Consider the following 13,433-nt stretch of genomic DNA (forward strand, 5'->3'; position numbering starts at 1 on the left):
CACTTCTTTCCCAACAGGTCCTTCAAAGCCGCATTGTCGAGCATCGCGTCAGCCAGAAGCCGCTTCAGCTTCGCGTTCTCGTCCTCAAGTGTCTTCAACCTCTTGGCTTCGGATACGTCCATGCCGCCGAATTTGGCCTTCCATTTATAGATGCTGGCATCGCTGACGCCGTGCTTGCGGCAAAGCTCCGAGACCGGCGTGCCTGCCTCGTGCTCCTTCAGTATCCCGATAATCTGTTCGTCTGTGAAACGGTTGCGCTTCATTCTCTGGTCCTCTCAATAGGCCAGAGCTTACTTCAAAATGGATTAGTTCAGCGGGGCAAGGTCACCTCCAACGCCTTCAGCTTGCGGGCATCCGACACGTCCATGCCGCCATACTTCGCCTTGTATTTGTAGAAGGTTGCATCCGAGATGCCGTGCTTGCGGCAGACATCGACTGTCTTCGCGCCGTTCGCCAAGGCTCACCCTGCTCCTTCAATATCCCGATGATCTGTTCTTCCGTGAACCGTGAACGCTTCATTCGTCCGTCTCCTTGATGTGACGGACTCTACCAAATTCTGGAGGAAATTCTGGGGCTCAGGTCAGTTTTTTTAAACAGAAACGCCAACCTTTGCGAAAAGGTTGGCGCCTTTGATCTGAGATGAAATCTATCAGTCGTAGTTTACGCTGAGCATCGAATTCTGTCCGCCGGCGTTGGCATTGGTCGATCTGTTGGTCGAGTATACCGCTTTCGATTGCATATAAAATGGATAGCTAGCGTCATTCCCGACAAATAGGGATAGATTTCCTGTCACAGAAGTAGCCCAAGGCGTGCATTTGTCCGTTGTCGGAAGATCTTGGCATACCCGAACCTGCAAAGTGCCGTAGGTCGGGGTCGTATATTTAATATTGAAGCTTCCGCTGACAATGAGGTGACCCGACGTGGGTAACCCCAACGTCCCCCAAGACTTCGTATAAACTGTATTTGTCAACGAGATGTAAGGCGCTGTTACAGGTAGCACGTATGCATCCGCGCGGGCTTCAAGCGTGGTCGCCATCAGTGCAGTCACAAAAACTGATGCAAGCGCTAGAGCATTAAATTTCTTCATGTAAACTCTCCATATTGGACAATAGACAGCGTTCAGTCAAAAGACTCTTGCTGGTCAACAACTGGCAGTTTAGACACGTGCGAATTGAAATGAAAGCGTAAATGCGCGCACGCTTTGTGCGAACCCGACGATCCCCGTGATAAGAACCTGGACAAGATGCTCAGTGTACGCGATGTTTCGAAGAACTGTGGAAAAGGTCGTAGAACCGTGCCGGTCCTGCAGAACGTGTCCCTTTCCGTTGATTCTGGCGGTTTCTGCGCACTGACCGGGCCGTCAGGCTCCGGTAAAACGACCCTGATGAACCTGATCGGGCTGCTCGATCGCCCTACAGATGGAAACATCGAAATCGGGGGAACAGCGGTCGAACATCTGACAGTTGATCAGACTGCGGAGTTGCGTAACCGGGTTATCGGCTTCGTGTTTCAGTCGTTCCATCTACTGACGCGATATACTGCGCTCGAAAACGTTGCCCTCCCCCTCCTCTATCGTGGGGTCAGCAAAGTCGAACGGAGGAACATGGCGATCACAGCTTTGCATAAGGTCGGCCTTGCCGATCGGATGACACATCGCCCTGAAGAGCTTTCCGGCGGGCAACGCCAGCGTGTGGCTATTGCGCGCGCGCTGGTAGGCGATCCCGCGTTGCTGCTGGCAGATGAGCCGACAGGCAATCTCGACAGTCGTACGGCAGACGAAGTTTTCTCTCTGTTCCTAAAGCTGAATGTCGAGCACGGCCTGACGGTCATCATAGTGACGCATGATCCAACAATTGCTGCGCGCTGCCCACGCCGGGTTGTGATGCGTGACGGCCAGATAGTTGATGACGATTCTTCTGTGCCGAAACGCGTAGTGTCAGCATGAGACGAAGGACTGGCAGCATCGCGATCGAGATTATCCTCGAAACCATCGGGGATACCCGTATCGCAAGCGGTCGTGGGCTGCTGGCGCTAACGGGCATCGCCATTGGAACAGCCGCAGTGATCGCAATGTTGCACGTAGGACACAACGCCAGACGAGAAGCGTTGCGCCAATTTGAGGCTCTGGGAACTGATCTTGTATTGATGCAGCCACAATCGTCAGGGAACACCGTGGCGGAGGTTGATATTGATGACGTTCTTGCTCTGCCTATGCAGAAGATTGGTATATCCGATGTGTCGGCGATTACACAGGCTGGTGGAAACATCCGCGCAAGACGTTCCGATGTTCAGGCGAATATTATCGCTGCCACTGATGGTATCTATGCGCTCGGCAAGGCAAAGCTCGACCGTGGGCGTTTTACCTCGGATTTTGATAGCTCGGGACCTTTTGCAGTCCTCGGCGCCGGAGTCGCCGCGAATATCCAGGCAATTGATGGTGCACCGATTCAGATCGGCGAACGGATCAGTTTGGGTGACCAGCTATTCGCGGTCATAGGTATCCTTCAGGACACGCCGTCGAACTCCCTCCTCAACATCGAATTCGATCGCTCCGTTGTCATCCCTTTTGCGGCGGCTCGCCGCTTGACGTGGCCCGTGACGATCTCCCAGGTCTCCGGTCGCCTCTCACCTGGCGCAAACGATGAGCAGACAGCTAAGGCCGTCGCCGGGTATTTCCAACCCCGCATCGCGAACGGTTTTATGCAGGTCGCTACAGCAAGGCAAGTTATCGCCAATATTGAGCAACAGATGCAGATATATGCAACGTTGATCCTCGGCATTGGCGCCGTATCGTTAGTGGTTGGCGGTGTCGGTATCATGAATGTAATGCTGATGAGCGTCATGGAGCGACGACAGGAGATTGGGCTGCTGCTCGCACTCGGAGCAAGGCGCCGGGATATTCGGCTCATGTTCCTGTCCGAGACCCTCACCCTGTCGGTCGTCGGCAGCATGATTGGCACCGCGATCGGTTATCTGGCCGGCAGGGCTTTGGCCAGCGGTTCGGATTGGCAGTTCGAGGCGGCGCCGCTGGCACTCCCTCTAGGCGCGGGCATGGCTCTGATCGTAGGCCTATTCTTCGGAATCTATCCGGCGGCACGCGCGGCAAGTTTGGATCCTGTCGCAGCCTTGAGGAGCGAGGGATGAAGCTGTTCCCCTTTGTTCTGGCTGGCCTTCTGGCGATTTCAACACAGGCTTTTGCGGAAACAAAGATACCGATTCCAACCCCTCGCCCGGAATATGTGATGGAAACATCAGAGCGGCCGGCCACGAAGCGCACATTCTTAAGCGGCACAAGGCTGACACTTGCCGATTGCGTATTCATGGGACTGCGGGACAATCGTAGTATCAAGAGCGCATATATCGACCGCGTTACCCAGAAGTTCGATCTGCGAGTGGCAGAGGACCGCTTCACCCCGCATTTTTTCGCCTCCGGAGAGGTTGCGCGCCAGCGGATAGGTGGTGGCGCCAGCACAACGATCGACGTTTCTCCCGGCGTCTCGATGCTGACGAAGTCCGGGGCAACGTTCGATTTCGCATGGAGCAACTCTGCTTCACTTGGGGATGACAACCGCACGGTGACTTCGGCAGTTGAAGTCACCGTGGAGCAACCTCTATTGCGCGGTGCTGGAGTTGAGGTGAACATGGTTCCGGTCCAGCAAGCGCGGCTGGGCGAGAAGATCAACCGCTTGCGGCTCAGGGCAACTATCTCAGAAACCATCGGCAGCATCATCTTCGCCCATCGCGACTTGTTTCTCGCCCAAGAGGAATTGAAGCTGGCCGAAGACGCGGTGAGTCGGGGAGAGGAGTTGCTGAGGATCAATCGCGCGCTCATCTCATCAGGCCGGATGGCCACGATGGACGCGGTACAAACAGAGGCCGATCTTGAGAGCCAAAGACTCCGGGTTCTTCAGGCAAACCAGCAGATTGGAACAACGCGGCTTGCGCTTCTTAATCTGCTCGGTCTCGATCTCGGCACGGAGATCGTTGCGATTGAATCACTTTCTCTCAAGAAGATCGACACCAACATTGACCGGCTGATTTCCGTCGCTCTCACCCAGAGGCAGGATTTTCAGGGGCAGCTCTATACCATCGAACAGAACAGCCTCGGAATCGTCGTGGCTGAGAACGAACAGCTTTGGGACATCTCCCTGTTTGCACGAGGCAGATTCGGCGGCGAGTTCGTGACCGGAGCTCAGAACCAGAATGTGGCTGATGTAATGGGCGGCGTGCGCTTTTCCTTTCCACTCAATGATCTTTCCCGACAACAGCAGTTGGTCCAGGCCGACACCACACTTCGCGGCTCCGAAATACAGTTGGCGGAAATTCGCGCCGGTATTGAAACGCAAATACGGGGGAGTGCGTCTGAAATCACATTGTTATGGAAGCAGCTCGCCGTCGCGGAACGGTCACACGACCTCGCCACCCGTGCCATCGATATTGAAAAGGTGAAGCTGAACGCCGGACGCTCCACCACATTCCAGGTACGCTCCCTCGAAGACAGTCTACGTGCGGCCGAGAACCAGCTTCTCGCGGCCCGCTTAGGCTATTTGAATGCGTTGACCCGGCTTGACCTTCAATTGGGCACTACGCTGGACACATGGCGCATAGCCTTGAAGGATTGACGGATGACGAAGACAACGAGTGATCGACAACGAGGCGCAACGGAATCTCCTACTTGTGAAGACGCGCCGCGGTCTGAGCAGTCCAGTCAGCCTCGGCGGGCAAGACTCTGGTCAGCGCTGGCGGCCGGAACAGCGATCGTTATCCTGACTACTGGTGTGTGGTTGTGGCAACTTCGCGACAATATTCCCGCGCGCTCCACCAATGCAGTCAGAACGGAACAATCAATCGTGATGGGACCACAGGCTGTTTCGCAACAGCTCGATATCCTCGGGACAATTGGAGCCGGCAAATCTATAGCAATCGTCGCTCCATTCGACGGTGTCATTCGGGAGAAGCGCGTGCAGCTCGGAGACCACGTCAGTGTTGGCGATGTCCTAGTGGTGATGGATACCAGCGATATCGCCAGCCGTTATCGCGATGCACGGTCTGCCTATATCAAGTCAGCGATGGCAGCTGATGTCTTGGATCGATGGGAAAACAGTCCGGATGTGTTGCGGGCTAAACGTTCTCTTGAAGAGGCAGAGATGCAACTCGACTCGCTGGAAAGACAGGTAACGGAGCTGAGAGCTTTATTGGATCAGGGAATCGTGTCGCGAAATGAATATGATGGTTTGATTCAGCAACGGGACGCACAACGTAACACTGTCGCCGGCGCAAGGGATGATCTCACAGCCACGGTCGTACGCGGCAATGACGAAAATCGCCAGCTCGTTATGCTGGAGTTGGAGAACGCACAAAGCAGGCTCAACGATCTGAAGCAACAGATGGCTGGAGCTAAGGTCGCGACGGCAGTTGCAGGGATCCTGACGCGACCACCTGAAAATGGAAACAATGGGCAGACGTCCATTGAGCCAGGCGCCAGCATCACGCGCGGCACAGCTCTATTTTCCGTTGCCGACACGAGCACGTTTGTCGTTGAAGGCACTGTGGATGAAGTGGACGTCAATCTAGTGAAGGTCGGTCAACCCGCAACGATTAGCAGCGATGCCTTTCCTGGCGAGACCTTGGGCGGAAATATCGTCAGCGTCAGCGCTGAAGCAGACCTATCAAAAACCGGGACACGAGCAGCCTCGTTTGCAGTGCGTGCCTCATTTGCGATTGACGATGAAGCACTACGCCAAGCCGTCCGGATTGGCATGTCGGCTCGAATGATGATCGAAACCTACACGAACCGTGCAGCAATGATCTTGCCGCCAGCTGCTATAATTAAAGATGGAGCAGGAGCGCTAGTTCAGGTTCAGCGAAACGGCAAATCTATGAACGTCCCCGTGTTACTCGGAGAAACTTTTCCTGCGGGAATAGAAATCACTAGAGGTATATTGGCCGGAGACGTGGTGTTTCTACCCCAGTGAGCCCGTGGGTACATCCCCAATTCGAGTCCCTTGCTCGGCGTTAGCTTCATCTTGACCTGCCACTGAACTTTCATCCGGCAGCGATTAGAGCTTCGGCGGTTTTGAGGTGCTCCCCCATTTTGGACCGCCGGGCTGGGTGATTTCCCGGGCTATTTGCTCATGGCGGACCGGATGCGCCTGAGCCAATCATCAGCGAAATCGGCGGTTTGTTGCCGATGGCGCTATGAGGTCGAACCTCGTTGTCGTCTCTACGCCAATCCTCCATTTTCTGACGCGCGTCGTCAAGTGTCAGGAACCAGTGCTGGTTCAGGCACTCGGCGCGAAACTTGCCGTTGAATGATTCGATGTAGGCGTTGTCTGTCGGTTTGCCCGGCCATGAGAAGTCGAGAACGACATCCTTCTGGTCGGCCCAAGGTCGAGGTCGCGAGAGATGAATTCGCTGCCATTGTCGATCCTGATGACCTTTGGATAGCCGACCTGGCGGCAGACGCGTTCCAGCGTCTGGACGACATCCTCACCGCGATAGGAGAACCGTAGATCGGTGGCCGGTGCAAAGCGCGAGTGGGTGTCGACGATCGTCAGGATGCGCAGTTTCCGGCCCGTTGCGAGCTGGTCGTGAACGAAGTCCATGGCCCAGACCTAGTTGCTTCTGGTCGCTTCGGTTCGCTCCTGCCTGAGTTTGGCCTTGACCCGGCGCGTTGGTGTCTTGTTGCGCAGATGAAGACCCAACTCATTGTAAAGTCTTCTTGTTCGCGTCATGTTGATCGACCATCCCTCACGCTGCAGAAGCACGTGGACACGCCGATATCCATAGCGGACACGTGTCTCGCAGATCTCCTTGATGCGGTTCTTGAGCGGTGCCTGCTCTCCGCGCTTGCCCTTGTAGGTGTAGTGGGAACGATCGATCCGCAGGGCCGAACATGCCTTGCGAACCGATACCTTCCAGGTCTCTCCCACCTCATCGACAAGGCGGCGTCGGCGAGCAGGCTTCAGAGCTTTCTTGATAGCACATCCTGAAGCATGGCCTTGTCCAGGCTGAGGTCGGCGACGAGCCGCTTGAGCTTGGCGTTTTCCTCCTCAAGTTGGCGCAGTCTCTTGACCTCGGAAGGCATCAGGCCAGCGTAACGCTTGCGCCAATTGTAGAGCGTCGCCTCCGAACTTCATGCCTTTCGGCATACCTCGCCAACAGCTGTTCCGTCCTCGGCCTGCTTCAAGACGAAGGCAATCTGCGCCTCCGAAAACTTCGATGCTTTCATGGAACTCTCCTTCTCCCGGTCACGGGATCATAATTGGAAAATTCCAGCTTCAAACGGTCCGATTTATCGGGGGCACGTCATTTTAAATGTCGCTCAGGCGCGTCCCTATTGCCCTTTTGGCCGGAATGCCAAGATCCTCGCTGAGGAGAAAGCTTCACTAACCTCAGTGCTTTCACGCAGCTTGAGTCCTATGACTTCAGCATTTTTTGAAAACCAACCTGGGGGCAATGCCGTGAGGTTTTCAATGTCGCCAGCTTTCATGGTGAACTCTACACTCAACAAGTCGGATTTGCTGCGAACGGCCGAATCCACGATCAGCTGCAGGGCGTTGGCGAGAACTGTCGGCTCCGAGATGGGCCAGTTCTTATCCAAGGGCTCTTCCCGGCTCCATCCCTTGGCCGAATACAGCTTATAAAGCGATGTCGCATGGTCTGTGGGGATGATATCCAAATCTTGTAGGCGCCGGATCTGCGCCTTTACCGAAACCCGCCAGCGCTCCTTCAGGGACAACAGAGACGCAAGCGACGCGCTCTTGACCTCATAGGAGTATGTCGTTGCCGGCATCAGGAACGCGCTGGCAAACCGAAACGCCTGGCGCTCGATCTCCTTGAGATCCTTCTTCAGCTCTTCTTCGGTAACATGGCGATGCAGGATCGCATGACCGAGTTCGTGCGCGGCATCCATCTGCCGACGCGGGAACGACATCTTGTCCGTGGACAGCAAAATATGCGGCCGATTGCCTCCTTGAGCCCAGCTGCAGAGGCCATCCAGCTTTGAAGTCCCCATCTCAATGGAACCGACAATGCATCCGACGCGCTCGAGCAGCGGCATCATATCAATGCAGGGTCCATCACCAACGCTCCAATGGGTGCGCAGGCCAGAGGCGATCTGCTCGATGTCCTCGTCGCGAAGCTGCTTATAGGACGCACCCTGCAATACGTCCGGAATATCGACCTCCGGGAAATCCACATAATGCTCCACGATACTGCTGATTTCCTGCAGCCAGTGCATCTGGGATTCTTGGTAGTTCAGATCTTTCACCAAGGTCGATGCCAAGGTGCGGTAAAAGAGAGGCCGGTCGCTGTTGGCGACCGGTCTAAGAAAAAACTCTCTGCGAACGTGAAGGTGAGCTGCCAACTCGGCTAAGGCATCGGCATCAGGGGCGCTGGTCCCGTCCTCCCAGCGGGTGACGGTGCTGGGGTTGACGCTGATCAGGGTGGCCAATGCCTTCTTGCTTAGAATTCTTCGTGCTGCTCTTGCCTCAATCAATCTTTCAGGGACGAACCCCGGGGTTCCTACTCGCATGCATTTCCTTCCCCGGCTTTATCAGCACGGGTCACTTCGTATCTCTGTCGTTGTCATTGTCGCCATCAGGCTGCTCTGGTGGTACAAACGGTTTGATCGTTTTCTTCAAGCTGATGATCGGTTTCTTCGCACCAGTACCAGACGACAGCACCGGAACGATTACCGGCTCATCGGCATAACCTTCAAGGTATTTGTCGAGCGGCTCGTAGAAAAGATATTGCTCGTACGCCGCATCGATCACACCGATGGCGAATTCGCTGATCTTTCCGCCCCGCTCACGGTCACGAGCGACAAGGAACAGCACAAAGATGTCGCCGATTTTGGGCCCTGTTCCGTCAAGGTCGAGGCGCGGGGATAGGTAGTAGTTGAGCGTTACGCCAGCCTTGCGCGACACGTTTTTGACGGGCAGCGCTTTCGGCTCCGGCATGGCTGCAAGACCGAAGATGATCCCCTGCCCGTTTACCTCAAACCGCATGAAAGGCTGGAAGATCTTCAAATCGGTTAGTGGGATGATGCCGTTTTCGAGCAGCTTGCCACCGTGAAGTTCACAGGTTTCCCGAAACGCCTTCTCCATCATGCGAAAGCGGGCATGCCCCTCCAGTTCTCGGCTTGGCTTGGGGTCGAGGCCTGCGTGGTCGCGTACCATCGTAAAGGCCTTGAGTGCGGAAGCGCTCAACCGGTCTTCCAGATCGAGGAAGAGATTCTTGAACAAGGCCGGCGGGAACCGTCTTTTGATATAATGCTCCACAGTGCGCTCCGCATCGAATTGCAAAATACAGGAATCATATACGCAAAAATTGCGTAAAGAGCAAGGTGCCTATCTTCGACTCGGTAAGCATGTCCTCCTATCTCAATCTCAAACCTGACCTTCAAAGTCTTGCGAGAGGGTCGACTTCGTGTCGCGCAAAGTGTGGGTATCTGGTCGCAGCTAACCTATGAACTTTAGCTAGATGCCCTACTCTGCCTCTTGCATTCTAAAACCATACGTTGAGAATGTGCGGCCGACGGGGGATCCGGTCAGGCAGGTCGCATATGCCCGACGGGCGAAAAGCCCATCCTGGTCCCAACTTTCGAGCGTCTGGTTTCCAACAATGATGTTCTTCCACCCCGCAATGCCACGATCCGCCCATGGTTATGCCGCATCCCGAGATCTTCTATATCTATGCCCTGAAAGCCTGGGAGCCGTATGAGGTCACCCCTTTCCAAGGATTTGCACCGGGACTAATCCCCCTCGCCCATTTGTTGGCGCATCCGGCCTTTTTGCCGAGGGATATCGTCCAGCTCACGATGCCGCCCGACAACCAGTTGGCACGCCGGCGGGCCGGTATGGCGCATTGGATCTGGAGCCCTGTCAATGTCGAAACCCTGATCCAGAAACGCAAGCCCATGCCTGCCGCGCCGTTCATGGTGGTGTTCACGGGGGACGAGGCTGTCGCGCGCGCAGTCTCCAAATGGAGAAAAACCCTCACGCTCAAACCGCTGCATGTCAGTATGGTTGAAGGTGTCGGCGCGCTTTTGCCAGGCGAAATCACCGTCGAGCGTATTCGCCAGTTTTGCAAGGTGGCACTCCGGCAAGCCAAATCTCTGCACCGTCGCCTCGATATCGATGAAAGTCTGGCCGCCCTGGATAACTGGACGCCGCTTAAATCCCGGCCTTCGAGCATTTTCTATCACGGGCATAATGTGACGGTAGCGAACGAGCTAACGCTTCGGAGCGTGGGTGAGGACGCCCCTTCCGATCCGGAAGGACATCTCAATGCTTCTAGCCATGAAAGCTATGTAAGCGGGATCACCGAATCGACAGAAGCTGTCCTGAAGCTGCAGGAAGCCGTCGCTGACCGCGCTGCATTTCTCGTGTATCCGCGCCTACCAGATATCGTGTTGGTTGCGCCCGCCTCTTACCGACGGATAGAAGAACAGCTCCAGCAAAATGCACCCGAAATCATACAGAGAGTGCTGCGGGCCATGGAGCGGCAAAGAGGTTTCACCCTGACGGTAAAGGCCGACGAGGAGGATATGGACAATATCGGCCCGGTCATGAGTTCCCGCGGCGCCGAGTTGAAGCTCCAGTCCCTCGCGGTAGCCATGCGATCGGCTTCGACGCTTGCTGCCACTATACGGCTTGCGCCGGCAGTCAACCGCACTGACGGAGTGGTCGCACAGCTCTCTACCCATCTCCGCAACTATGACAATCCTCCGGATACGAAGACAGCGCGGGTTTTCAGAGCAGTTCAGCAGGCTCTTGCTGATGCCGTGCCTAGGGAGCATCTGGATATCATCCGGGCATCAAAGTCCGGTATCAAAATCATTTCTGACGCGGCGATTGAATGGCTGCCGGTAGATGGCCTTCCCCTTGGGATTTACACCGATTTATCGCGGATACCGGTGACACCGGGCAATATTCTGATGGAGCAATTGCGCCCGCAATTACCGGTACAAGTCACGCCGGAGAACTTCCGTAACTTTCTCCTCCTATCCATGTTCGATGAAAACGACCATCTTGCCGAGATCATCGGCGAAGCAGTCGCCACGCTCGAGGACAGCAAGGGACGCGCTATCCGCGGCACGAGGTGCACGCCCAAGACGCTCGAGGAATTTGTCCGTGCGATCAATGCCTATAACGGCCCAATGCTGATCGTGGACAGCCATGGGCAGCATATCAATGACAAGGTCCCGGGTGGCCTCATCATCGGCGGCGAGTCGATCGATATATGGTCCCTGCGCGATCATATCCGCGTGCCGCCCATCGTCATCCTCAGCGCCTGCGATACCCATCCTCATGACCGCAACCATGCCTCCGTCGCCAATGGTTTCCTAAGCTGCGGTGCTTCCGCCGTGCTTGCCACCGTTCTACCCATCCGCGGTATCGACGCGGCACATTTTGTTAGACGGCTTTTGCTGCGAGCGGTCGAATATGGTGGCCTGATGAACAGTATGGGGCGCTCGGTATCCTGGACCCATATCGTCGGCGGAGCACTCCGGATGCAGCTGGCAAGCGATATATGCTACGGCCTGAAAGCGAAAGGCCTGATAACAACGGAGCAGACAGAGGAATTGCAATTATCCGCCAACATGGACCTCAACCCGCACCGCAAGGACTGGCTGGTCAGGCTGGCCTCACGGTGCCAAGAGGCCGGTGGATTCGATCAGGCGCGCTGGCAGACGCTCTTTGATGATATCCTAGCTGCGTCCGATGTAATTCGGTACACCCACCTCGGAAATCCGGAAAGTATAATCCTTTCCGAACCGACAGTCTTCGAGCGTTTCTACACTGCCTTCGAATGAAGGCGAGCCAAAAGACCGAAGCTGATTAGATTTGTACGGGGAAAGAGATGAACGCGCCGCAGGCGCAAACACTCCAAAATACTCCAGCCCTCACCGTACACACAGGTTATGCCCCGCCCATCATATCCGGCAAAGGTCGGTCTTAGACATCCCTTCGGGCATCGTATCTGTGGCCGGAGGCGTCGCCCTTGTTCCATTCTCAGACAACACCCCATGCTCGAAACCTCCCCCTCCCGTCATCTCCCGAAGGCCGAGTTCCAAAACGATCCGCCGCGCCGCCTGCGGCGTCACATCCAACGTTTTCGCCACCATCCCGGCTGACACGAGCGGTCTCGCAATCACCAGATCGACCAGTTCCGGCAGTTTTGACGACGTCCGGCGCCCCTCCAGCTTTCGCACAAACATCGTGCGCGCCAACGCCAGCCGGTCATGCTCTTTCAGATCGAGCTCGGCGGCCGCAATCAGTCCGTAGGCAATGGCGAGCAGCCGGACCTCCCGGTCGCGATGTCGGCGCCGATCGACGGGGATGGTTTTGAGGCCAAGGTTGATGGCAGCGAGATGAGCACCTGACGTTATGCCCGCCTGGCGCAGGATCGCGGCACAAAACAGCCGGCCGAGCCAAGGGGCGTGCTGCAGCACGGACAGCTCGTTCCAGGCGTCGAGGGCGACGATCGCCTGCAACACCGCCGGCAAGTCTTGCGCCTGCCGCACGACGCCGCGCCATTCCTCCAGCCGGGCATCCTCGTCCCAGTCGAGATCATAGACCAGTGCGTCTCTATCCGCCGCGCCGATCCAGCCGGGCCGAGTTGCGTTCTCGATCGCGGCCTCCGATCGGGCGAGCACCGCATCGATGGCGGCATAGTCGACGCCGGGAAGATTTTCGACGTCGTCGGCGTCATCCCCCTCCCCTTCCGGATCGATTGTGACCGCACGCCGGATGGCGCCGATCGTCTGCGCCTCTTCCGTGTCAGCCGTCGTGATCTCCGCGGTTTTCCGCAGCGAGCGGATGCCGTCGGCAGAGAGCGCCCAATCAAGGGATTGGCCGGCGATCCGCCGACGCGTGCGCAGGACGTCGCGGGCGATTGTCAGCTCATGGGTGGGTGTGCAAACATCGCGTGTGTGGTCGTGGAGGACGAGGTCTTCGAGATGGACGAGTTCGCCGTCGATCCACAGTGAGGCGCAGGCATCGGTGAATTGGGATCGCTCCATCCAGCCCGAGCCGACCGATGATCGGGCGATGCGCTCGTCCAGACGCGTGAGAGCGACAGCGGCGTCAAATGCCGGCCGCATCAGGGCGCTCATGCTGATTTTCGCGATATCGTAAGCCATTGAAATAATGGTAAATGACTTACTAAAGGAACTCTATATAAATATTATGGTTCGCCACATGATGTGTTTGCTATTTTTCGATATAACCATCGATAAGCAATCCATATCTATTGCTATATACTATGTTAGTGTTTATAAATTTCATCGTATAATCTTATTTTTACTATATAGCCGCAACGTAATCTCGGCCGCCGTGACGCGAGCGACTACCCGGAGGACCCGCGCAGACGATCGGGCAGATGTCCGAAGCCGAGCGCGGCAGTCTCGTCCATTGTGTCGGTCG

At 56.1% G+C, this 13,433-nt stretch carries 9 protein-coding genes and 3 pseudogenes; 5 read left to right on the top strand and 7 right to left on the bottom strand.

The window, feature by feature from the left end:
• The 3 genes and pseudogenes from L867_RS0120280 to L867_RS27535 all read right to left on the bottom strand — a co-directional run.
• Nucleotides 1–263: transposase (locus L867_RS0120280; protein ID WP_028738553.1), on the bottom strand; the 263-nt coding region annotated here is incomplete at its 3' end.
• Between the two features lie 65 nt (nt 264–328).
• Nucleotides 329–519: pseudogene (locus tag L867_RS25910) on the bottom strand (transposase); the annotation flags it as partial.
• A gap of 130 nt (nt 520–649) precedes the next feature.
• On the bottom strand, nt 650–1,087 hold the full coding sequence (locus L867_RS27535) for a hypothetical protein (protein ID WP_146086536.1): 438 nt from the start codon (nt 1,085–1,087) through the stop codon (nt 650–652).
• A gap of 156 nt (nt 1,088–1,243) precedes the next feature.
• Here L867_RS27535 and L867_RS0120290 point away from each other — a divergent pair, with 156 nt between their 5' ends.
• From L867_RS0120290 to L867_RS0120305, 4 genes are read left to right on the top strand one after another with little or no spacing between them, the layout of a single operon-like run.
• Nucleotides 1,244–1,945: an ABC transporter ATP-binding protein gene (locus L867_RS0120290; RefSeq protein WP_037174069.1), complete on the top strand. Its 702-nt coding sequence runs from the start codon at nt 1,244–1,246 to the stop codon at nt 1,943–1,945.
• Nucleotides 1,942–3,144, top strand: coding sequence for an ABC transporter permease (locus tag L867_RS25915; RefSeq protein ID WP_051439132.1), 1,203 nt, complete (start codon nt 1,942–1,944; stop codon nt 3,142–3,144). Before L867_RS0120290 ends, L867_RS25915 begins: the two co-directional genes overlap by 4 nt.
• Nucleotides 3,141–4,622 carry a TolC family protein gene (locus tag L867_RS0120300; protein WP_028738556.1) on the top strand — a complete coding sequence of 494 codons (1,482 nt, stop codon included), beginning with the start codon at nt 3,141–3,143 and terminating at the stop codon, nt 4,620–4,622. The genes L867_RS25915 and L867_RS0120300 overlap by 4 nt, the downstream gene beginning before the upstream one ends.
• A gap of 3 nt (nt 4,623–4,625) precedes the next feature.
• Nucleotides 4,626–5,975 (top strand): efflux RND transporter periplasmic adaptor subunit, encoded by a 1,350-nt coding sequence (locus tag L867_RS0120305; RefSeq protein ID WP_084638667.1) that lies wholly within the window; start codon nt 4,626–4,628, stop codon nt 5,973–5,975.
• 157 nt (nt 5,976–6,132) lie between these two features.
• On the opposite strand, the pseudogene L867_RS25920 reads toward L867_RS0120305, so the two are convergent.
• The 3 genes and pseudogenes from L867_RS25920 to L867_RS0120325 all read right to left on the bottom strand — a co-directional run bounded on the left by L867_RS25920 (nt 6,133) and on the right by L867_RS0120325 (nt 9,284).
• Nucleotides 6,133–7,231: pseudogene (locus L867_RS25920) on the bottom strand (IS3 family transposase).
• Between the two features lie 105 nt (nt 7,232–7,336).
• Entirely contained in the window at nt 7,337–8,536 is a 1,200-nt protein-coding gene (locus L867_RS0120320; RefSeq protein ID WP_028738558.1) for an XRE family transcriptional regulator, read from the bottom strand.
• 31 nt (nt 8,537–8,567) lie between these two features.
• Nucleotides 8,568–9,284, bottom strand: a complete 717-nt coding sequence (locus L867_RS0120325) for a hypothetical protein (protein ID WP_104367949.1) — start codon at nt 9,282–9,284, stop codon at nt 8,568–8,570.
• A gap of 380 nt (nt 9,285–9,664) precedes the next feature.
• On the opposite strand from L867_RS0120325, the gene L867_RS0120330 reads away from it, so the two are divergent.
• Entirely contained in the window at nt 9,665–11,821 is a 2,157-nt protein-coding gene (locus L867_RS0120330; protein ID WP_028738560.1) for a hypothetical protein, read from the top strand.
• A 199-nt stretch (nt 11,822–12,020) separates the two neighbouring features.
• Here L867_RS0120330 and L867_RS25930 read toward each other — a convergent pair.
• Nucleotides 12,021–13,159: pseudogene (locus tag L867_RS25930) on the bottom strand (RHE_PE00001 family protein).
• Nucleotides 13,160–13,433: the final 274 nt, after the last annotated feature.

This window comes from Paenirhizobium selenitireducens ATCC BAA-1503 (genome assembly GCF_000518785.1).
Taxonomy (GTDB): Bacteria; Pseudomonadota; Alphaproteobacteria; order Rhizobiales; family Rhizobiaceae; genus Allorhizobium; species Allorhizobium selenitireducens.